The organism is Actinomadura livida, assembly GCF_014648675.1.
Classification (GTDB): Bacteria; Actinomycetota; Actinomycetes; order Streptosporangiales; family Streptosporangiaceae; genus Spirillospora; species Spirillospora livida.
This window is the reverse complement of the sequence record NZ_BMRO01000003.1, coordinates 481,182-501,168: the sequence shown is the minus strand read 5'-3', so window position 1 is coordinate 501,168 and position 19,987 is coordinate 481,182. Positions and strand designations below refer to the sequence as shown.

The following is a 19,987-nucleotide window of genomic DNA, read 5'->3' as shown; positions in this document are numbered from 1 at the left end:
AGTGATGGTCGGCGTGCGGATGGGGCGGCCGGTCAGTGGAGAGGCGGGGGTTGCCGCGTTGGTAGGTGCGCGGGATCCGCGTGGCGGCCGGAGCGGGGCTAGTCGGGGGATTCGTCGATGGTGCCGAAGATCACGGAGGAGACTTCCAGGTAGAGCTGTTCCGGGTACGGCATGAAGTTGACGGCGCGGATGGCCTGGCTCTGGCCCGCGGACTCGGTGAGGAACTCGCCGTAGCCCAGCATCCGGCCGATCATGGAGCGGTTCAGCGTGATGTCGGTGACCTTGGACAGCGGCATCATCGCGACGTTGCGGTTGAGCACACCCTTGACCAGCATCACCCGGTGCTCGGTGACGAGGAAGAACTCCAGCGACCAGGCGATGATCTTCCACAGCAGGTAGCCGAGCGTGGGCAGCCACAGCCACCAGATCCACATCACGCCGGTGATCACGGCGACCGAGGCGCAGGCGACCAGCCCGCCGACGACGAGCGCGACCGAGGGGATGAGGACGGCGGGATGGTGGCGAACGGCGATGACGCGTCCCTCGTGGGACATGAGGTACTTGTCGACGGTGCGCGACGAGCTGTCGTGCTGCACCATCATGTCCTGCAGGTTCACGGCTGCGTCCTCGTCAAGATCCGGGTGGTTCAACGGTAGCCGACGCGACCGCGCCGCCGCAGTAAGGGAAGCGGGGCCTTGCCGGAGGGGGAGCGGCGGCTGATGATGATCGTCATGGACGGCGTTGGGGACGCGGGCGGGGCGCGGAGCGCCAAGGGGGCACGGGGTGAGTTCGTGCACGAGGTGACCCGGCGGCCCATCTGGCGGCTGCTCCTGCGGGGGCTCGGCGTCTACCTGCCCGGTTGGGAGATGCCGGCGGGGGCCCTGCGCGCCCGGGACGGGTTCGGCCCGCCCGCGTACCTGAACGGCGACGCCGGGTTCGGCCTGCAGATCTCCGGACGGCGCAGGGGGCTGGAGCCCGACCGGGAGATCTACGTCCGAGGGCGGGAGAATCCGAGCTTCGGCATCGTCGTGGCGGGCCCGGCGGCGGCCATCGGCAGCCGCGTGGTGGACGCGGAGGTGCTGATGCGCTTCGCGCGGAGGCTGACGTTCGAGGAGCTCTTCGACACCGGCGACGCCGATTCCGTCCCGTACGCGGTGCGAGGGGCGCGCGCGGTGGAGAACGCGGTCTTCCTTGATCGAGCGGCCGGTATCGGGCTCTGCGTCGAGGTGGATCCGGTGTCGCGCGCCCTGACGTGCCCGCTGTACGTGCGACTGGGCGGCCCGGCGGAGCGAACCGTGCGGGTTTACGGCGTGGCCGCCCAGCCTGTCGGGGCGCGGAGCTGACGGAGGGCAGCGCCCCAGCTGGGCGGTGGAGATCGCGGTCTTCTTGGACCCGGTGGCATTGGTGTGGGTTGGGGTGGCTTGGGCGGGCTGGGTGGGGGGGTTAGGGGGCGGTGGCCCAGGTGGTCAGGTCCCATAGTTGGTGGGAGGGGAGGCGGCGGAGGCGGACTGTTGCGGCGGACGGGTCCCAGAAGAGCTCGTCGCTTTCCAGTTCCAGGGACTGTGCGGCTGTCAGGACGGCGCATAGGAGTTCGTCGCGGGTTCGGACGGCCATTAGGGGGCCGATCTGGGCTACGGCGCCGGAGCATTCCGAGAGGGTTCTGAGGAGGGCCTTGAGGGCGGCCTCGTCTTCGGGGGGACGTGTCGGTTCCACGCCTGGGGGGAGGCCGGGTTCGATGCGGGCTAGGCCGCGTCTTACCTCGCCGCGGGGGGCGTCGTGCAGGCCGTTGCGGGGGAGGTCGGCGCCGGTTGAGATGAGCAGCGCGCTGAAGGCGCCGGCCAGGTCCTCGGCGGCTTGGCCGCCGAGGAAGTACCGGCGGCGTTCGGGGGAGCCGGGGGCCGGCCCGTCCGAGCCCTCGGTGGTGCGGAAGCGGACGTTGAGGCGGCTGGCGCGCACGCAGCGCTCGTACATTTCGCCGAGGATGTCGTCCAGCTGGTCGTCGCGCGTCCAGAGCCGTCCCGTGGCGGTGACGGCGTCGCCGTGGGGGCGGGGGCGGCCGGTGAGCGCCGCGCTGACCGTGTCGTCCAGCTCGCCCTCGGTGAACTGCAGCAGTTCGGCGACGACGTCCTCGACGTCCTCCAGCGTCCGGGTGAGGGTGCGCTGGAGGGCGAGGATCTCCTCGCCGCCGCGCTCAAGGTCGGCGAGCCGGCCCAGGGCGGTGTCGACCTTGCCCTCGATCTCCTCGGCGCCCGTCCGGGTGACGGCCCGCACGGACGTCTCCACCTCGCCGAGCTTGCGGCGCAGCGCGGCCAGCGTGATCCGCTGCTGCTCCAGGTCGCGGAGCCGGCCGGCCTGGGTCCGCAGGAACTCGTCGGCCTGGTGGACGAGCCCGGCGAGTTCCTCGACCTGCCCGGTGTTCTGGCGGAGCCGGGTGTCGAGGGCGGGCAGCACGTCCTGCTTGACGCGCGACAGTTCGGCGGTGAGCTGCTCGCCCACCGTGACCAGGACGTTGTTCTGTTTGGTGACCTGTTCGTTCAGTTCGTCGATCCGGCGGGAGAACGCGTTCGACTGATCCCGGCTCTGCTTGCCCGCGTACAGCTCGAGCGCCCCGACCACGACGCACATCACCACCAGGATGACCGTCGTCATTGCACTCCTCGGGGGTGACGGTGATTACCGGACCGATTTTTGATCGCGACCATAACTTACGATCACGCGGGCCGACCGTAACTTACGTAACCGACTGATCTCAGTGACCGGCCGAGGTCCGTGCCATTCAGTGAGTGCTCGAATACCGTTCGTGATGGACGTCAGATGCAGCCTTCGAATTGCGGGACGGTGGTCGTCAGGTCCAGTCCGGTGGGGGCGAACCAGCGCTTGAGCTGCAGGCGCATCGTGCCGTCCTGGTACATCTTCGTGATGGCCTCGTTCACCGCTTCGCAGCCTTCGACGTCGTCCTGCCGGAGGCCGACGCCGTAGCGCTCGTCGGAGAACGGCGCGTTCACGAGCCTCATGTACTCGCCCTTCTTGGCGGCCTCCGAGGCGAGGCCCGCGAGGATCAGGTCGTCGGTGGAGATGGCGTCCAGGTCGCCCGCGATCAGCTTGTTGAGGCAGTCGGTATATCCCTCGGCCTCGACGGGCACCGCGCTGACGCTCTGTTCCGTGGCGACGCGCTGGAACGACTGCGACCCCGGGACCATGCAAAGCCGTTTACCGGCGAGATCGTGCAGGTCCCCGATCGACGCGGGATTGGACTTCCGGACGAGAATGTCCTGGTGGGCGACATAGTAGGGGCCTGCGAACTTCACTTTCGTCTTGCGTTCCGGGGTGATGGAGTAGGTGCCCACGACCATGTCCACCGCGCCCGACTGGATGAGTTCCTCGCGGTCCTTGGACGCCACTCTCCGGAACGTCACGTTCGCGGCGGGGACCTTCAGGTGCCTGGCGATCTCCTTGGCCATGCGGATGTCGAAACCCTCGTAGGAGTCGTATCCGTCCGCCGGTTCGCCGATCTGCTGCCCGAGGCCGGGCTGGTCCCGCTGGACGCCGATGACCAGGCCGTCCGAGCCGGCGACGGACGACGTCGCCTCTCCCACGGTCCCGCATGCGGCGGCGAGGAGCGCGAACGCCGCGGCCGCCGCCGCCCATCTCGGGGACCGCAGGGCCCGTCCCCTCACTTCGACCACCGGTACTCGGCCAGGCGGGGACGCACTCCGACGAGCACGAGCAGGGCGATGGCGACGCCCGCGATGGGCAGCACCGTGTACCAGCCGCTCGTTCCGTCGTCTCCGTCCTTCACTGCTTCGTCGAACTCCTTCTGGTGAAGGCCGATGAGGCTCTGCAGGGACCTGTCGTACACGGCGAAGTCCTCGGCGGCGGAAGCGCGTGCCGCGATGGCCTCCGAGCGCTTCCCGGCGTGGACGAGGTCCCTCATCTGGCGGTCGTTCGCCTGCACCTTCTGGTAGTCGGCCAGGGCCTTGTTGAGGGCGTTCACCATTTGCGACAGCTGCTCTCCCGATTCCGTGGGCCGGTTGGCCTCGGTACCGAGGAAGCCGAGGAAACGGGCACGTCCGGGTTCGAACGACAGGTCTCCCTGCACGGCCTTGTTGTACTCGGTCAGGTTCCCTGCCGGGAGGTAGAGGACGGTCTGGGACTTGTTCAGGTAGACCTGCTCGTAGGCGTCGGCCCTATCCGGGTCGAGGAGGAAGCGGGTCTCGTCCGCGGCGGCGCTGTTGCTGATGGCGCGTGCCCGAGCGAGGGAGAGGATCGAGTCGAAACCGTCCTCCTTGGCCTGGCGGAGATGGCTCGCCTGACCGGACAGCATGGCCGTGCCCGTCACGACCAGGACGAGCGACGCCAGCGTGGCCAGGGCCAGCGGCACGTTCAGCATCCGGCGGAAGCGCTTCGCCAGGTACAGCTGGAAACCGGCCAGGACGACGAGCAGCGCCAGCCCGGTGATGAGGACCCACATCCGCCCGGTGAGGACGGCGGACCGCTTGTCCTCGTAGGTGTGCCGGACGAGGGTGCCGTTGTCGAGCGTGAGGTTGTACGCCTTGGGCAGCAGGTCCAGTTTCATTAGATCGGTCGCCTGCCGGTACAGGCCGATGACCTCCGCGGACGGCGCGCCGGACGCGCGGTCGGACTGCCGGTCGAGCAGCAGGGCCTGCCCGGCGAGGCGCTCGTAGCGGCCGAGCGCGTCCAGCACGTCGCGGGCCGTGTTCTCCTCGGTGCGCTCGTCGGCGAGCTTCGCCGCCTTGAGCAGCGCGTCGCCCGCCTTCAGCCGGTTGTCGTTGTAGCGGGCCAGCGCCTGGTCGCGCGCGCCGCCGGCCGCACCGCCCGCCAGCAGCGCGTTGGCGAGCTGCGCGTCCATGTCGGTGAGCTGGAAGTACAGGTCGCCGGTCGCGACGACCTGGGGCCCCGCGTCCTGGCCGATCACCCGCACGCCCTCGCGGGCGTTCGCGATCGCCGCCCACGCGACCGCCAGCAGCGCGACGAGCAGGACGAGCGACACCGCCGTCAGCGTCCGGATCCGGGCCGCGACGGTGCGGGGGAGCAGCCGCGCGACACGGCCGGGCGGAGTCTCGGGCTCCGCCCGGCGCAGCCCGGTGGTGCGGCGCCGCGCGGGTGGTGCGGGCGGCTGGGAGGGGGCGGGCTGCGCCGTCCCTGGAGCCTGCCGAACGGCCGTCATGTCGCCTCGCCTCGGATGAGCGTGATGGTGGTCCACGCGCCCACGTGGATGCGGTCGCCGTGGGAGATCGGGATCTCCACGTTGTAGGGGATGGGGTCGATCGTCCCGTTCATGCAGGTCCGGTTGGTGGATCCGGGGTCGACCAGCGTCCAGGTGCCGTCGGGCTTGGCCAGCAGGACCGCGTGGACGTGGGAGACGCCGGGGTCCTCGGGCGGCTCGCGCAGGTCGATCTCCGGCGGGGACGGCTGCGCGGAGCCGCGCCGTCCGATGCGGACCTGCGGCCCGGTGAGCGGGATCCGCCGCTCGGGCGCGTACGGGGGGAAGTTCAGCGCCTGCGAGTCGGGGCCCTCCTCGGCCATGACCATGTCGAAGTAGCCGCGGTCGGCCGTCACGACCGCCGTCCAGACCGACCCCGGGACGGGCGGGGCGGGCACGGGCGGCGTCGGCACGGGCGGAGCGGGCACCGGGGGCGCGGGCACTGGGGGAGCCGGTACAGGGGGTGCGGGGACGGGCGGAGCGGGGACGGGCGGGGCCGGGACGGGCGGGCGCGGCACCGGAGGGGTGGGGGCGGGTAACGGGCCGGACGGCTCCCGGCCCTGCGCCGAAGGCTGCGGCCCCGACGGATGCGGCGCCGAAGGATGGGACGTCGAAGGGTGCGGCGCCGTGGGGTGGGACGGGGCCGATTTCTCGGTCCGCGGAGTGGGCTGCCCGCCGCCCGTGGCGAAGTCGTAGCCGCACGCCTCGCAGAAGCGGTCGGTGCCGGGCGTCCCGCAGTCCGGGCAGGGCCGCGCACCGCCCGGCGGGGCCTGCGCCATGGCCGGGCCCGGGCCCGCGCCGGGCGCGGACGCGGCGCCGATGAGCGCGCCGCAGACGTCGCAGTAGTCAGCCGCGTGGGAGTCGTGTCCGCTGGGGCAGGTCGCCATGCTCAGCGCTCACCCGGCCGCGGCGTGGTCAGCGTCTCGTCCTTGCGCGTCCGGACCGTCTTGCTGGAACGCGTGTCGAGCGCCATCTCGTCGGCCTTCTCGACGTGGCGCTTCAGCCGGACGGTGCCGGTCGCGGGATCGACGACGTCCACGACCTTGCGCAGCATCGCGGTGATCGCTTCGTTGCCGGCCTCGTCGGCCAGCACCACGGCCCGGCCGAGGCGCGCGGTCGCGGTGTCGAAGTCGCCGTCCTTGCGGGCCTGGAGCCCCTCCTGGATGGCGACGGCGAGCTCGGCCTGCCCGGTGTAGTGCGCCACCCGCGGGTTGATCCGGGTGGACTGGGCCTCGTCGTCCGTCCACTGGGCGAGAACGTTCCCGGTGGCGAGGACCTGCGCCTCCTCACCGGGCGCGCCCGGCACGACGAGCTTCACCCACGCGGCGCGCAGCTCCTTGCCGATCTCGCCCGGCGGGACCTCCACGCAGATGTGGTAGTCGCGGCTCTCCGCGCCCCACGCGCCCAGCGGGTAGTCGCCGGCCTGCGGCGCCGACTCGACGCGCTTGCCGGTCAGGTCCTCCACGGACGGCATGACCTGCTTGACGAAGCGGAGCCGCGCGGTCTGCGGCGTCCACACCCGCAGCGCCACGTCGGCGACGGACTTGCCCATGGCCGCCTCCGTCATCGCCTGGAAGTCGGCGACGAGGCCGGCGGGGTCGGCGACGATGTCGACGCTGCCGAGCAGCGCGGAGGCGATCTTGCGCAGTTCGGCGACCTCCCAGTCGGTGCCGACGCCGCGGCAGTCGCACACGAACCGGCCCCCGCAGCGGAACAGGACGGCGTCGAGCTCCTCGGGCGTCTCGTGCTGGTTCTTGCCGTCGGTCAGCAGGATCGCGTGCCGGATGCCGCCCTGGACGTCGTCGAACAGCTCGTCGGCGAGCCGCAGCCACGAACCGATCGCGGTGCCGCCGGAGGCCCGGAGCCCGCTCAGCGCCCGCTTGGCCTTGTCCTTGGTCTGCGGGGACGCCGTGACGAGGCCGCCCTGCCGCGGGTAGACCATCGACGCGGTGTTGGAACCGGAGATGACCGCGAACTCCACGCCGTCGCGCAGCGTGTCGACCGCGACCTGCGCCGCCGCGACCGCGGCGCGCAGCTTGGTATCGGGGTAGCTCATCGACCCCGAGGTGTCGATGATGATGACCTCGGACGCCTTGGTGCTGGCGGGGGCCGGCATGGCGCCGCCCTCGGCGCCCGCCTCGACGGACACGATGGCGTGCACCTCGCGGCCGCCCTCGGGCAGGAACTTGTTCTGGTCGATCTTGACGGTGAACTGCGGCTGCTCGCTCATCGGGGCTGCTCCGTGCTGTGCGGGATGCTCTCGTGGATGCTGCTGTGCGGGGAGCGTGGGGCCGGGATCGGGATGACCGCGACCGTGATGTTGTCGCGGCCGCCCGCGTCCAGGGCGTGGCGTACCAGCGTCCGCGCGACGCCGAGCGGGTCGGCCGCCGGGTCGTGGCCCGGATCGGGCACGGGGCCGGGTGCGGGGTCGGTCGCGGTGCCGCCCGCCCCGTTCGCCGCGTCGGAGGCGGTCGCGGCGGCCGGCTCGTCCGGGCCGGGCGCGGCGGGGCCGGCGGCCAGCAGCGCCGCGAGGTCGCGGGCCGCCGGGAAGTAGTTCCACAGGCCGTCGCTGCAGACCAGCAGCGTGCCGGGACCCGCCGGGCGGAACGTCGCCACGTGCGGGCTGACCTGCCCGGCGTCCGCGCCGAGCCACGCCGTGATGACGTGGGCGTTGGGGTGCTCCTCCGCCTCCGCCTCGGTCAGCGCGCCCTGGGCGATCATGAACGCGGCCCACGAGTCGTCCTCGGTGAGCCTGCGGGACGGGCCGAGCTCCGCCATGTCGCCGGTGCTGAGCTCCGCGGTCTCCGGGCCGGACCCGTCCGTGGCCGGTTCTTCGTCGCCGCCCTCGCCGGTGCCGTCTTCGCCGGGGTCGACGGCGCCGTCCGCGGACAGCCAGTAGGCGCGGCTGTCGCCGATCCAGCCGACGGTGACGGACCCCCCGCGCGTCACCGCGGACACGTACGTGCACGACGGCGCGTCGCCCGGCGACGTGGAGAGCGCGGCGACCGCCGAGGCGGCCCGGAGCGCCGCGGTGCGCGTCGCGTCCTCGGGGTCCTCGCCGGCGCCGAGGAGCGCGACGAGCTCGGCGGCGCCGGTGTCGGCGGCCGTGCGGGAGGCGTCCTCGGGGCGCTGCGACGAGCCGACGCCGTCGCACACCACGGCCGCGACCCCGGCGGCGTGGGCGGCGAGGGCGAGCGCGTCCTCGTTGCGGCTGTAGCGGCGGCCGCGGTCGCTGGCCCCGGCCGCGGCGACCGGGCCGGACCCGTTCCCGCCGCCTGGCGCGGGCAGCTCGACCTCGACGTGGTCGCGTTCGGCGGGCTGGCGCATCCCGCAGGTCTCGCAGTAGCCGTCGGCGTCGATCGGCGTCCCGCCGCACCCGCGGCACGGGTCCCCGGCGGGCGCCGGGGCCGCACCGGCTCCGCCCGGGGCGGCGGACTCGACCGGCTCGGGGGGCGGGGCGCCGGCCAGCCGGTGCCCGCACTCCTCGCAGAAGACCTCGCCCGGGTACACCGTCTCGCCGCAGGAGGGGCAGGACGGCTCCGCCGCCTTGGCCCCGTCCGGGTCGGCGTGGCCGGCACCTTGGTCATCGGCCCGGTGGTCATCGGCGCCGTGCTGGCCGCCCGTCACAGCAGGGTCCTCGGGCGCACGGCGTTGGCGGAGTCGACGAGCCGGCGGCACTCGTCCCGGTCGCGGGTGCGCCGTGCCAGCTCCCGGTAGGTCTCCTCCAGCCGGCGGCGCAGCGGGGTCTCGGACAGCTGCGCGTCGAGCAGCCGCCCGCCCGCCCTGCCCGCCGCGCCCGGGCCGTCGAGCAGCCAGTCGAGCGCGGCCTCCAGGACCTCCGCGGCCAGCCGGTCGCGGCGTTCGGCGTCCAGGTCCAGCGCGGTGAGCCGCTCGCCCGCGGCGACCAGCTCCGGCGCCGTCAGCTCGGCGGGGCTGCGGCCGCGCACCGCCGTCGCGACCGCCGCCACCTGGGCGGCCACGTACCGGATGGAGACCTCCGGCACCGAGTTGAGCGCGGCGACCGCCGCGCCCCGGTCGCCCGCCGCCAGGTGCACGCGCGCGAGGCCGAACGCCGCGTTGATGTAGCTCTGGTCGGTGCGCCACACCATCTCGTACAGGCGGATCGCGTCGAGCGGGGCCCGCAGCTCGCGGCAGTAGGCGAGGGCCAGCTTGGGCGCCGCCTCGCCGGGCAGCAGCCCGTACAGTCGGTCGAACAGCGGCGCGGCCTCCTGGACGCGGCCCTGGGACAGGAGCGCGATCGCGCGGTACCAGTCGATCCGCCAGTCGCCGGGGCGCTCGGCGGCGAGCTCGTCGAGGATCTCGCCCGCCTCCTCGACCGCGCCCAGCTCGATCTTGACCCGGGCGTGCGCCAGCTTCACCTCGGGCGTGCGCTGCGGCGCCTTCGCCGCGGCCTCGGCGACCTGCGCGGGCTCCAGGGCGGTCAGCCCGGACACGAACGCGGCGGCGGGGTCGGAGCCGTCCACGAGCGGCACCGGCAGCGCCGCCGCGGCCACCGGCGGCGGGACGGGCGGCAGCGCGGACTCCGCCGACCCGCCGTCCGCGATCCGCGCCGCGAACCGCTCCGGCCCGAACAGCCCGGACGGGGCGGGCCGCGGCACGCCGTCCTCCGCGGCGAGGACCTCGCGGAGCACGCCGGTGAGCTGCTCGGCCATCTCCGCCGCGTCCTGGAACCGCTCCGCGGGCACCTGGTGCGTGGCGCGGCGCAGGAACCGGTCGAAGGACTCGAACCGCTGCAGCAGCGGGATCTGCGAGCGCGGCGGCAGGGATTCGGCGAACGTCCGGGTGTAGCCCTTGAACGGGAAGCTCAGCACGGACAGCGCGCGGCCGACCGTGTACAGGTCGGACGAGATGGAGGGGCCGGCCTCGGCGATCTCGGGGGCCTGGTAGCCGGTCGTGCCGTAGATGGCGCCGTCCGGGTCGTCCAGGCGCCGCACGCCGCCGAGGTCGATGAGCCTGAGCTGCTCCTCGGACTGGATGACGTTGTCCGGCTTGAAGTCGCAGTAGACGAGGCCCTGCGCGTGCAGGTACTCGAACGCCCGCAGGACCTCCAGCCCGTAGGCGATGGCCTGCGCGAGCGGGAGGTGCTTCTCGCCGCGCGGCTGCGGCTGCTGGAGCAGGATGTCCTTGAGGGACTGCCCGCCCACGTACTCCATGACGATGTAGCCGTCGCCGTCGTGCTGGACGAAGTTGTAGATCTTGACGATGTTGGGGTGCTCGACCTCGGCGAGGTAGGCGCGCTCGGCCGCGGCGGCGGCCATCGCGTCGGCGTCGCCGCTGTCCAGCAGGCCCTTGAGCACCACCCACCGGTCGCTGACGTTGCGGTCCTTGGCCAGGTAGATCCAGCCGAGGCCGCCGTGGGCGAGGCAGCCCAGCACGCCGTACTGCCCGCCGACGAGGTCGCCGGGGCTGAGCTTCGGGGTGAAGGAGAAGCGGGTGCCGCACTTGGGGCAGAACCCCTCGGTGCGGCCCGGCCGGTCGCCGCGCCCCCGGCCGACCGGCTCGCCGCAGCTGCTGCAGAACCGCTTGCCCTCCGCGACCTGCGGGTCGCTCATCACCGCCGTGGACGGGTCCCGGTACGGGACGCGCGGCACCTCGACCAGGCCCGCGCCGAGCATGCCGCGGCGGCCGGACGACCGCGCGGACCCGGTGCGCGTGCTGCCCGTCCGCGTGCTGCCGGTGCCCCGGCTGCCCGACGTGCCCGTTCCCGACGTGCCCGTTCCGGGCGCCGGGCGCGACCGCGAGGTCAGGCTGGTGTGGGCGGGCGGTGAGCCGCACACGTCGCAGTAGCCGTCCATGATCTTCCCGGTGCAGCCGGGCTGGCGGCACGCGTCGTCGGGCACGGCGACCGGGGGACGGGGCGCGGGCACGCTGGGCGCGGGGGGACTGCCGCAGACGTCGCAGTAGCCGTCCACGACCGTGCCGGTGCAGCCGGGCTGCGCGCAGGCGTTCGGGGAGGCCGGCGCGGGCGGCGGGCTGGAGGAGGCGGCCACGCCGCATAGGACGCAGTACCCGCCGTCGACGGTTCCGCCGCAGCCCGGTTCGGCGCACTGGCTCATCGCTTCGCTCCCTTCGACCGGGCGTTGACGGCCCGCTGGTATTCGGACAGCGCCACGGTCGCCCGCCGCAGGTCGCAGGGCGACGTCCACAGCAGCTCGCGGGCGCGGTCGTGGATCCGCGCGAGCCCGGCGTCCTCGGCGTGGCCGAGCCTGGCCGCCTTCACCCGGTACGCCTCTAGCCGGCCGCGCAGCTCCGCGCGCCGGTCGAGCAGCCCGCGGATGAGCCCGACGGTCTCGCGCGCCCGGGCCAGCGCGTCGTCCGCCGCCCGCTCCAGTTCCTCGACCCGTGCGGCGAGCTCGTTCCAGCCCGTGCCGTGCCCCGGCCGGCCGAGGGCGGCGAGCCGGTCGGCGAGGGACGCGGACGCCCCCGGCAGGTCCGGCGGCGCCGGTGAGGCGATCTTGGTGAGGACCTCGTCCCGGACGCGGCGGGCCTCCGCCTCTTCCTCGCGCAGCCGGTCCAGGACGCCGGCGACGGCGCGGAGCCGGCCGGTGAACCCGTCCCGGACCCGCTCCGCCTGCTCCAGGCCGCGCCGCACCTCCGCGAGTCCGGCGTGGATCGCGTCGAGGCGCCCGGTGTCGGCGCTGCCGCCGGCCGCCAGCGCCATCGGGTCGGCGCGCACGACGGCGGCGACGGCGTCGAGGTCGGCGCGGAGCCGGTCGAGCTCCGGCTCCGTCCCGCCGAGGGATTCGAGCAGCTCGTCCGCCGCGCGCCGCTCGGCCTCGACCTCGGCGAGCCGCGACAGCAGTGCCGACCAGACCGCGTCCAGCGACGCGACCGCCTGCGCGACCTCCTCGTAGAGGGGGGTCATGCGCTCGACCGCCGCGCGCAGCGTCAGCCGCTCGCCGGACGGCACGGACAGCAGCGTCCGCCGCCCCAGCGGCACCTCCGTGACGGGCAGCTCGACCGACGGGCCTGCGAGCAGCCGGGTGAGTTCCGTGAGCTGCGCCTGGCCCGGCCTGGGGTTGCGGGCGCGGAGGTCCTCCGCGGCGCTCACGACGCTTCCGTAGAGATCGAAAAGGCCCCAGAGGGAGGCCATCCCGGTGCGCACGTCGGCCTGCACGCGGCGCGTCTCACCGTCGAGGGCCGCGCCTTCCAGTAATTGGTAGCCGTGGTGGGCCTCCAGTTCGAGCAGTGCCGTGCTGATGCGGTCCCTCTCGTCCCGGAGCCGCGCTAGCGTGCGGTCCGCCTCGTCCCGGCTCATCGGGGGCCGGCCCACGCGTGCGTCGCTCAACGCCGGTTCACCGGTCCGCCCATGGTCGCCCCGATTTCCCCAGATTCAGCCAGTTCGGTGTTCAAGTTTTCACCATGCGAGGTCGCCTTCTCAAGCGGGCGGCCGATCCTCCGCCCCCGCCTGCCCGTACTGCGTCACGCGACCCGAAGAAGCCGCGCCCGGAACCTCCAGAATGTCAGTGTTCGAACGTATGATCGAACCATGGCGAACGTTGCGACGCACCACCAGACCGCATCCACCGCGCTCACCGCGGCGGAGATCGCCGCACTCGCGCTCTCCCTCGCGCACCTGGGCACGGGCCCGCAGGCCACGACCGCGCGCCGCGCCCTGCACGCCCTCCTCGACACCACCCCCCACGACGACGCCCCGCACGCCGACGCCCACAACGCCGCCACCCACGACGACGTGGTCACCACCACGCTCGCCACCCTCACCACGCCGCTCGACGCCTCCACCTCCGACCGCGCCCGCGTGGTCGCCGCGGCCATCACCGAGCACCGCGTCGTCCGGCTCTGCTACGGCGACGCCGGCGCCAACGTCACGATCCGCGAGGTCGAGCCCGTCACCTGCCTCGTCCACCGCGACCACTGGTACCTCGTCGGCTGGTGCCGCATGCGCCGCGGCATCCGCGCCTTCCGCTTCGACCGCATCCTCGCCGTGGAGTCCACCGGCCTCCTGGCCCGCCCCCGCCGCGCGGACCGCTACCTCCCCTTCCAGCGGAGGACGACCTGACCCCCGCCCGGCCCGCGGCCTTCGAGCCGCGGGCCGCGGCCGGCCGGGCCCAATAAAGTACTTCGATGAGCACCCAGGATGTCCTTGAGCATTTGCAGCGGCTTGGCATGTCGGGGTACGAGGCCAAGGCGTATGTGGCGCTGGTGGGGGCGGGCCGGCCGGTCAACGGCTACGAGGTCGCCAAGCGCTCCGGGGTGCCGCGCAGCACCGTGTACGAGACGCTCGGCAAGCTCGTGGCGCGGGGGGCGGCGTACGAGGTGCGCGGGGCGTCCGACGCGACGGAGTACCTGCCGCTGCCGCCGGAGTCGCTGCTCGACCGGATGCGGCGGGAGTTCGACGGGTCGGTGTCGGCGCTGCGGTCCGCGCTGCCCGCGGTCGCGGCCGCGCCGGAGGGGCATCTGATCCACAACCTCAAGGACGGGCAGGCGATGCTCGACCGGGCGGGGGACGTCGTGGCGGGCGCGCGGCGGGACCTGTTCATGTCGATATGGCCGGACGAGATGCGGGTGCTGCGCGGCCAGGTCCTGGAGGCGGCCGCGCGGGACGTCGAGGTCTCCGTCGTGTCGTTCGGGAAGGAGCCGTTCGACGGGCCCGGGAACGTCCACGAGCACCGTTACTCGGCGCCCGAGACGGTCATCGAGGAGTTCGGGTACCGGCTCATCGTGGTGGTGGGGGACCGGCGCGAGGCCGTGGTCGGCGGTTTCGGGGACGCGGCGGCGTGGGGCGTCTACACGGCGGACCCGGCCGTCGCGCTCATGGCGGCGGAGTTCGTCCGGCAGGACATCGCGCTGCAAGTTCTCGCCGACCGGGTGGGCGCGGCTGAGCTGGACCGCCTCTTCGCCACCGAGCCCGGCCTGCTGCGGCTGCTCAGGAAGCGCTGACGGCCCGGCTCACTCGCGGAGCCAGGAGGCGAGCAGCGTCCCCGTCTCCTCCTCGCGGTCGGTGTAGAGCATGTGCCCGGCGTCGATCTCGCTGATGACGAGGGCGGGCCCGAGGGCGGCGCGGCAGTCGGCGACGAACTCGGGCCGCACCATGTCGGCCTTCGCCGCGATCACCAGGTGCGCGGGCATGTCCGGCGGGGGCGTCAGCCGGGGGCGGGTCATCTCCGAGTACGCGGTCACGACCGCCGCCTGCTCGAACCGCCACCGCAGCCGCCCGTCCGGGCCGGGTTCGAGGTGCTCGGCGACCTCGTCGTCCAGCGCCTCGTCCGGCGCGTCCGGCCAGCGGGCCGCGAGGGCGGCGCGGGCCTCCGCCGCGTCGGCGAACGACACCGGCGCCATGTAGGAGCGCGCCTCCGCGGCCGCGTCCGCGGGCGGCAGCCCGATCGCCGGGTCCAGCAGGACGAGGCGCCGCACCCGCCGCTGCGACGTCCGCGCCAGATGCACCGCGATCAGCCCGCCGTAGGAGTGCCCGACGAGGTCGGCCCGCTCGATGCCGTCCGCGTCGAGGACGGAGAGCACGTCCGCCACGTGCCGCTCGACCGTCCACGGCGGCTCGTACGGCGACCGCCCGTGCCCGCGCAGATCGGGCGCGAGGACCAGGCGGTCCGGGAGGTACCGCTCGGCCGTCCGCCGCCAGCGGGCCCCGTGCCCGGTGACCCCGTGCAGCACGACGACCGGGGAGCCCGCCGGATCCCCGTACCGGTGAACATGCAACGCAGCGTCCGTCATGCACTGAAGGTTATGCGGGACGGCGCCGCCCCATGGCGGCCTTCACCGGCCAGAAGGTGCCGCAGCCGGGAGCGGTCAGGGCCGTTCCCAGCGGACGGAGCTGAGCGCCAGCAGCGCGACGTGGAGGGAGACGCAGGACTCGACGTCGTCGAGATCGGCGTCCAGGACGCGTTCGATTCGGCGGAGCCGCTCGTAGAAGGCGGGGCGGGACAGGTGGGCGTGCTGGGCGGCGACGGCCTTGTTCCGCCCGGAGTCCAGGTAGATCTCCAGGATGCGCGTGAGGTCGGCGCCGCGCTGGGCGTCGTACTCCAGCAGCCGCCCCAGCTCGCGCTCCACGAAGGTCTGGACGCGGGCGTCGTCGCGGAGCAGGTGCAGCAGGCCGCGGAGGCGCAGGTCGGGGAGGCGGTAGAAGAGGCGGGCGCCGGAGCCGCGCGCGGCGACGTCGGCGACCTGCTCGGCCTCCAGGAACGAGCGGCGGACGTCGCGGATCGTCTCCACCACGGACCCGGCCGCCATGACGGCGCCCTCCGACCGGCCGCGGACGCGGGTGGCGATCTCGGTGAGCGCGGTCTCCACGTCGGCGCGCGCGGGCAGCGAGGCCAGCACCCCGACGCGGGCGTGCGGCCCGCCCTCGTCGAGGACGCCGACGAGGGCGGCGAGCCGGGCGTCCTTGCAGGCGGCGGCGGCCGTCTCGGCGAGCGCGGACAGCTCGCCGGCGGGCGGGGCGCCGGGTCCGCGGTGCCGCAGCACGGCGCCGAGCAGGCGGCGGCCGGACAGCGGGACGCCGAGCGCGCGGGCCCGCGCCGCGGCCTCCTGCGGGTCGGCGTAGGCGTGCGCGAGGATGCGGGCGATGATCGTGCCGTGCGCCTGGCGCTCGACGCTCTCGGCGTGCCGGTCGAGGAGCCGGCCGAGCGCGAGGGTGGTGGCGGCCCGCTCGATCAGCACGGTCTCGCGCGGCGAGGGCGGCGAGCCGAGGTCGATGATGAGGCGGCCCCAGTCCTCGCCGCGGGCGCCGACCGTCGTCACCAGCCAGCCCGAGGTCGGGTCGTAGCCGGTGCGGCGGCCGGGCCGGACGGCGCGGGAGCGGGTCTCCCACGCCGACAGCAGCTCGGACGCGTCGGCGCCGCCGGCGTCCGCGGCGAGGACCTGGTGGGCGAGGTTCTCCAGGACGGCCGGGTGCCCGCCGAGCGCGGCGACCTGCCGGACGACCTCCTCGGTGGAGGCGCCCTCGACCGACAGCCGGGTGAAGATCTCGTGGAGCTGCTCGGAGGCGCGCAGCTCGTCGAACTGGTCCTGCAGGATGCGGGAGTGCACCGACTCGGTGATGTCCACGAACGCGGGCTCGTGGGCGAGGACGATGACCGGGAGGCCGTTCTCCTCGGCGGCGGCGATCAGCGCGGGCGGCGGCTCGGTCGCGTAGCGGCGGCCCAGCTCGATCATCAGGCCGCTCACCCCGACATCGGCGAGCTCGCCGATGTAGGTGCGCAGCCGCTCGGGCTCGTCCGGCAGCGCGATCCCGGTCGTCAGGACGAGTTCGCCGCCGTGCAGCAGGTGCGCGATGTCGGCGATCTCCGCGACGTGCACCCAGCGGACCCGGTTGCCGGTGCGGTCGCCGCCCGCGACGACGCGCGGCTGCCCGCGGCGGACCGCCTCAAGGCGGAGGACGTCGTCGACGGTGGGCAGCATCGACCCCGAGGATATCCGCACAGGGTGTCAAGAAACCCGCCGTTCTCCGTTACAGGATGTCAGCCGCCAGCAGACCGTTAACGGAACGCTCGGGGTCGTGACACTCTGCGGGTGGCCTGTCCGGCCTGCGCGAACGAGACTTGGGGCATGTCGGAACACGCGAACCTGCTCAAGCGCCACCGGGCGGTCATGCCGTCGTGGATGGCGCTCAACTACAGCGAACCCATCGAGATCGTCGGCGGCAAGGGCAGCCGCGTGACCGACGCCGAGGGGAACGGCTACCTCGACTTCTTCACGGGCATCCTCACGAACATGCTCGGGTACGACGTGCCCGAGGTGCGGGAGGCGGTGGAGCGGCAGCTCGCGACCGGCGTCGTGCACACCTCCACCGCGTACCTGGTGCGCGGGCAGATCGAGCTCGCCGAGAAGGTCGCCCGGCTGTCGGGCATCCCGGACGCGAAGGTGTTCTTCGTCAACTCCGGGACGGAGGCGAACGAGACGGCGCTGCTGCTGGCGGCGTACGCGCGGCGCAGCGACCAGGTCCTCGCGCTGCGGCAGAGCTACCACGGCCGGTCGTTCGGCACGGCGGGCGTCACCGGCAACCGGGCCTGGAGGAACCTCCCCTACTCCCCGCTGAACGCGCACTTCCTGCACGGCGCCGACCGGCACCTCCCGCAGTTCGCCGGGATGTCGGACGAGGCGTACGTCGACGCCTGCGTGCACGACCTCCGGCACGTGCTCGCGACCGCGACCGGCGGGGACGTCGCCGCGCTCATCACCGAGCCGATCCAGGGCGTCGGCGGGTTCACGATGCCGCCGGAGGGCCTGCTCGCCGCCTACAAGAGCGTCCTGGACGAGGCCGGGATCCTGTTCATCTCCGACGAGGTCCAGACCGGATGGGGACGGACCGGCGAGAACTTCTGGGGCATCGGGAACCACGGCGTGACCCCGGACATGATGACCTTCGCCAAGGGCCTCGGGAACGGGTTCACGATCGGCGGCGTGGTCGCCCGCGGCGACCTGATGGACGGCCTGCACGCGCTCGGCATCTCCACGTTCGGCGGCAACCCGGTCTCGATGGCCGCCGCGAACGCGACCCTCGACTACGTCCTCGACCACGACCTGCGGGCGAACGCCGCCAAGCAGGGCGGCACGCTCATCGGCGGGCTGCGGTCGGCGGCCGGGAGGTTCCCCGTCGTCGGGGACGTCCGGGGCAAGGGCCTGATGTTCGCGATCGAGCTGGTCGATCCCGGGACCGGCGAGCCGAGCCCGCCGCTCGCCGCCGCGCTGATGGAGGCGGCCCGCGAGCGGGGGCTGCTGATCGGCAAGGGCGGCCTGTACGGCAACGTGGTGCGCATGGCGCCGCCGATGACCCTGACCGACGCCGAGGCCGCCGAGGGTCTCGGCGTCCTGATCGCGTCCCTCGAAGCCGTGAACGGGGAAGCGGTGCACGGGGAAGCCGGCTCATGACCGCCGGCGGGCGCGTGACGCACTGGATCGGCGGCAAGCCGTTCGCCGGGGAGGCCGAGCGGCGCGGCGACGTCTACGAGCCCGCGTCGGGACGCCGGGCCGGCACGGTCGACTTCGCCGGGCGGGCCGAGGTCGACGCCGCGGTCGCCGCCGCCAGGGCCGCGTTCCCCGGCTGGCGGGACGCCTCGCTGTCGCAGCGGGCGCAGGTGCTGTTCAGGTTCCGCGAGCTGGTGCACGGGCATCGCGGCGAACTGGCCCGGCTGATCTCGGCCGAGCACGGGAAGGTCGTCTCGGACGCGGCGGGCGAGGTGGCCCGCGGCCTGGAGGTCGTGGAGTTCGCCTGCGGGATCCCGCACCTGCTCAAGGGCGGGTTCTCGGAGAACGTCTCGACCCGGGTGGACGCCTACTCGATCCTGCAGCCGGTCGGCGTCGCCGCGGGGATCACCCCGTTCAACTTCCCGGCGATGGTGCCGATGTGGATGTTCCCCGTCGCGATCGCGTGCGGGAACACGTTCGTCCTGAAGCCGTCGGAGAAGGACCCGTCGGCATCGGTCCGACTTGCGGAGCTGTGGGCGGAGGCCGGCCTTCCGGACGGGGTGTTCAACGTCGTCCACGGCGACAGGTCCGCGGTGGACGCCCTGCTGCACCACCCGGACGTCCGGGCGGTCAGCTTCGTCGGCTCCACCCCGATCGCCCGGTACATCTACGGGACGGCCGCGGCGAACGGCAAGCGGGTGCAGGCGCTCGGCGGCGCCAAGAACCACATGCTGGTCCTGCCGGACGCCGACCTCGACCTCGCCGCGGACGCCGCGGTGTCGGCCGGGTTCGGCTCGGCGGGGGAGCGGTGCATGGCGATCTCCGTGGTCGTCGCCGTCGATCCCGCCGGGGACGAGCTGATGGCGAAGATCCGGGAGCGGGTCGCGCGGCTGAAGGTGGGGCCCGGCGACCACCCCGAGTCGGAGATGGGGCCGCTGGTCACCCGCGCGCATCGCGACAAGGTCGCGTCCTATCTGGACTCCGGCGTCGCGCAGGGCGCCACGCTCGCCGTGGACGGGCGCGACCCGGACGTCCTGGGCGGCGCGGGGGACGGGTTCTGGCTCGGCCCCAGCGTCCTCGACCACGTCACCCCGGACATGGACGCCTACCGGGACGAGATCTTCGGCCCGGTGCTGTCGGTCGTGCGGTGCGGCTCCTACGAGGAGGCCATGGAGCTGATCTCGGCCAACCCGTACGGGAACGGCACCGCGATCTTCACCAACGACGGAGGGGCGGCGCGCCGCTTCCAGAACGAGGTGGAGGTCGGCATGGTCGGCGTCAACGTGCCGATCCCCGTTCCGATGGCTTACTACTCCTTCGGCGGTTGGAAGGACTCCCTGTTCGGTGACAGTCATGCCCACGGGATGGAGGGCGTCCACTTCTACACCCGGACGAAGGCCGTCACCGCGCGGTGGCTGGACCCGAGCCATGGCGGAGTGAACCTCGGCTTCCCGACCAGCGGCTGAGCCCGCTCTTCCCGGGCATTCCCCGGACGTGCGGCCGGCCGCGGCGACCGGCCGCACGTTCGCTGCGTCCAGAAAGCGATGAAACTCTCAGAATGCAGCACAAGTGGACAAACGTGGCACGGTGGGGTCGCAGCGCGTGAGAGCGGTTCGCCGCACCGTGAGAACGCCTAGGTCCGCGGCGTATGGGACTTTCCCACATCCGGTGGATTTCGTCGTCAATTTTCGTCCGGCGGCCGGTGGCGAATAATGCCAACACCCATTGACGGAGTCTGTGGCGGGCGACACAATCTGACTGTCCGCATTAAATGGGGCGAAATTAAAAGTCAGGTTCCATAGTCAACAAAAACGTGAGGTCCGGGGCCGCCGAAGCCGGCGGGCCGATGTGCAGGAGAGC

16 protein-coding genes are annotated in these 19,987 nt (G+C 73.4%); 5 read left to right on the top strand and 11 right to left on the bottom strand.

Annotated features, from left to right (window positions below; translation table 11 throughout):
• Window positions 1–98: 98 nt before the first annotated feature.
• A complete protein-coding gene (locus tag IEZ03_RS08990) occupies window positions 99–617 on the bottom strand; it encodes a PH domain-containing protein (RefSeq protein ID WP_229808154.1) in 519 nt (172 codons plus the stop codon).
• A 78-nt stretch (window positions 618–695) separates the two neighbouring features.
• On the opposite strand from IEZ03_RS08990, the gene IEZ03_RS08985 reads away from it, so the two are divergent.
• Complete coding sequence (locus tag IEZ03_RS08985) at window positions 696–1,343, top strand: hypothetical protein (RefSeq protein WP_229808153.1); 648 nt, start codon at window positions 696–698, stop codon at window positions 1,341–1,343.
• A 100-nt stretch (window positions 1,344–1,443) separates the two neighbouring features.
• On the opposite strand, the gene IEZ03_RS08980 is transcribed toward IEZ03_RS08985, so the two are convergent.
• From IEZ03_RS08980 to IEZ03_RS08945, 8 genes are all read right to left on the bottom strand, one after another.
• Window positions 1,444–2,649 carry a kinetochore Spc7 family protein gene (locus tag IEZ03_RS08980; protein ID WP_184887004.1) on the bottom strand — a complete coding sequence of 402 codons (1,206 nt, stop codon included), beginning with the start codon at window positions 2,647–2,649 and terminating at the stop codon, window positions 1,444–1,446.
• 161 nt (window positions 2,650–2,810) lie between these two features.
• A complete protein-coding gene (locus IEZ03_RS08975) occupies window positions 2,811–3,662 on the bottom strand; it encodes a glutamate ABC transporter substrate-binding protein (protein ID WP_184890803.1) in 852 nt (283 codons plus the stop codon).
• 11 nt (window positions 3,663–3,673) lie between these two features.
• Entirely contained in the window at window positions 3,674–5,188 is a 1,515-nt protein-coding gene (locus IEZ03_RS08970; protein WP_184887003.1) for a GlnX family signal transduction membrane protein, read from the bottom strand.
• Window positions 5,185–6,111, bottom strand: a complete 927-nt coding sequence (locus tag IEZ03_RS08965) for an FHA domain-containing protein (RefSeq protein WP_184887001.1) — start codon at window positions 6,109–6,111, stop codon at window positions 5,185–5,187. Before IEZ03_RS08965 ends, IEZ03_RS08970 begins: the two co-directional genes overlap by 4 nt.
• A gap of 2 nt (window positions 6,112–6,113) precedes the next feature.
• Window positions 6,114–7,454: a vWA domain-containing protein gene (locus IEZ03_RS08960; protein WP_184886999.1), complete on the bottom strand. Its 1,341-nt coding sequence runs from the start codon at window positions 7,452–7,454 to the stop codon at window positions 6,114–6,116.
• Window positions 7,451–8,851 (bottom strand): protein phosphatase 2C domain-containing protein, encoded by a 1,401-nt coding sequence (locus tag IEZ03_RS08955; RefSeq protein WP_184886997.1) that lies wholly within the window; start codon window positions 8,849–8,851, stop codon window positions 7,451–7,453. Before IEZ03_RS08955 ends, IEZ03_RS08960 begins: the two co-directional genes overlap by 4 nt.
• Window positions 8,848–10,860 (bottom strand): serine/threonine-protein kinase, encoded by a 2,013-nt coding sequence (locus tag IEZ03_RS08950; RefSeq protein WP_425117600.1) that lies wholly within the window; start codon window positions 10,858–10,860, stop codon window positions 8,848–8,850. The genes IEZ03_RS08955 and IEZ03_RS08950 overlap by 4 nt, the downstream gene beginning before the upstream one ends.
• 437 nt (window positions 10,861–11,297) lie before the next feature.
• A complete protein-coding gene (locus IEZ03_RS08945; protein ID WP_229808151.1) occupies window positions 11,298–12,533 on the bottom strand; it encodes a hypothetical protein in 1,236 nt (411 codons plus the stop codon).
• Between the two features lie 201 nt (window positions 12,534–12,734).
• On the opposite strand from IEZ03_RS08945, the gene IEZ03_RS08940 reads away from it, so the two are divergent.
• Entirely contained in the window at window positions 12,735–13,265 is a 531-nt protein-coding gene (locus IEZ03_RS08940; RefSeq protein ID WP_184886993.1) for a helix-turn-helix transcriptional regulator, read from the top strand.
• 65 nt (window positions 13,266–13,330) lie between these two features.
• The gene (locus tag IEZ03_RS08935; RefSeq protein WP_184886991.1) at window positions 13,331–14,146 is read left to right on the top strand and encodes a TrmB family transcriptional regulator; all 816 of its coding nucleotides are present in this window, start codon (window positions 13,331–13,333) and stop codon (window positions 14,144–14,146) included.
• A 9-nt stretch (window positions 14,147–14,155) separates the two neighbouring features.
• Here the strand turns inward: IEZ03_RS08935 and IEZ03_RS08930 are convergent, their stop codons facing one another.
• Both IEZ03_RS08930 and IEZ03_RS08925 read right to left on the bottom strand, forming a co-directional pair.
• Entirely contained in the window at window positions 14,156–14,935 is a 780-nt protein-coding gene (locus IEZ03_RS08930) for an alpha/beta fold hydrolase (protein ID WP_184886989.1), read from the bottom strand.
• A 75-nt stretch (window positions 14,936–15,010) separates the two neighbouring features.
• Window positions 15,011–16,621: a PucR family transcriptional regulator gene (locus tag IEZ03_RS08925; protein WP_184886987.1), complete on the bottom strand. Its 1,611-nt coding sequence runs from the start codon at window positions 16,619–16,621 to the stop codon at window positions 15,011–15,013.
• Between the two features lie 147 nt (window positions 16,622–16,768).
• Here IEZ03_RS08925 and IEZ03_RS08920 point away from each other — a divergent pair, with 147 nt between their 5' ends.
• Together IEZ03_RS08920 and IEZ03_RS08915 are read left to right on the top strand one after the other, a co-directional pair.
• Window positions 16,769–18,091, top strand: coding sequence for an aspartate aminotransferase family protein (locus IEZ03_RS08920; protein ID WP_184886985.1), 1,323 nt, complete (start codon window positions 16,769–16,771; stop codon window positions 18,089–18,091).
• Window positions 18,088–19,593: a CoA-acylating methylmalonate-semialdehyde dehydrogenase gene (locus IEZ03_RS08915; RefSeq protein WP_184886983.1), complete on the top strand. Its 1,506-nt coding sequence runs from the start codon at window positions 18,088–18,090 to the stop codon at window positions 19,591–19,593. Before IEZ03_RS08920 ends, IEZ03_RS08915 begins: the two co-directional genes overlap by 4 nt.
• Window positions 19,594–19,987 lie beyond the last annotated feature (394 nt).

Coding starts and splice junctions, on each gene's coding strand:
- IEZ03_RS08930 (WP_184886989.1), bottom strand. CDS start 14,935: ATGACGGACGCTGCGTTGCATGTTCACCGGTACGGGGATCCGGCGGGC.
- IEZ03_RS08965 (WP_184887001.1), bottom strand. CDS start 6,111: ATGGCGACCTGCCCCAGCGGACACGACTCCCACGCGGCTGACTACTGC.
- IEZ03_RS08940 (WP_184886993.1), top strand. CDS start 12,735: ATGGCGAACGTTGCGACGCACCACCAGACCGCATCCACCGCGCTCACC.
- IEZ03_RS08920 (WP_184886985.1), top strand. CDS start 16,769: ATGTCGGAACACGCGAACCTGCTCAAGCGCCACCGGGCGGTCATGCCG.
- IEZ03_RS08935 (WP_184886991.1), top strand. CDS start 13,331: ATGAGCACCCAGGATGTCCTTGAGCATTTGCAGCGGCTTGGCATGTCG.
- IEZ03_RS08970 (WP_184887003.1), bottom strand. CDS start 5,188: ATGACGGCCGTTCGGCAGGCTCCAGGGACGGCGCAGCCCGCCCCCTCC.
- IEZ03_RS08950 (WP_425117600.1), bottom strand. CDS start 10,860: ATGCTCGGCGCGGGCCTGGTCGAGGTGCCGCGCGTCCCGTACCGGGAC.
- IEZ03_RS08980 (WP_184887004.1), bottom strand. CDS start 2,649: ATGACGACGGTCATCCTGGTGGTGATGTGCGTCGTGGTCGGGGCGCTC.
- IEZ03_RS08925 (WP_184886987.1), bottom strand. CDS start 16,621: ATGCTGCCCACCGTCGACGACGTCCTCCGCCTTGAGGCGGTCCGCCGC.
- IEZ03_RS08960 (WP_184886999.1), bottom strand. CDS start 7,454: ATGAGCGAGCAGCCGCAGTTCACCGTCAAGATCGACCAGAACAAGTTC.
- IEZ03_RS08915 (WP_184886983.1), top strand. CDS start 18,088: ATGACCGCCGGCGGGCGCGTGACGCACTGGATCGGCGGCAAGCCGTTC.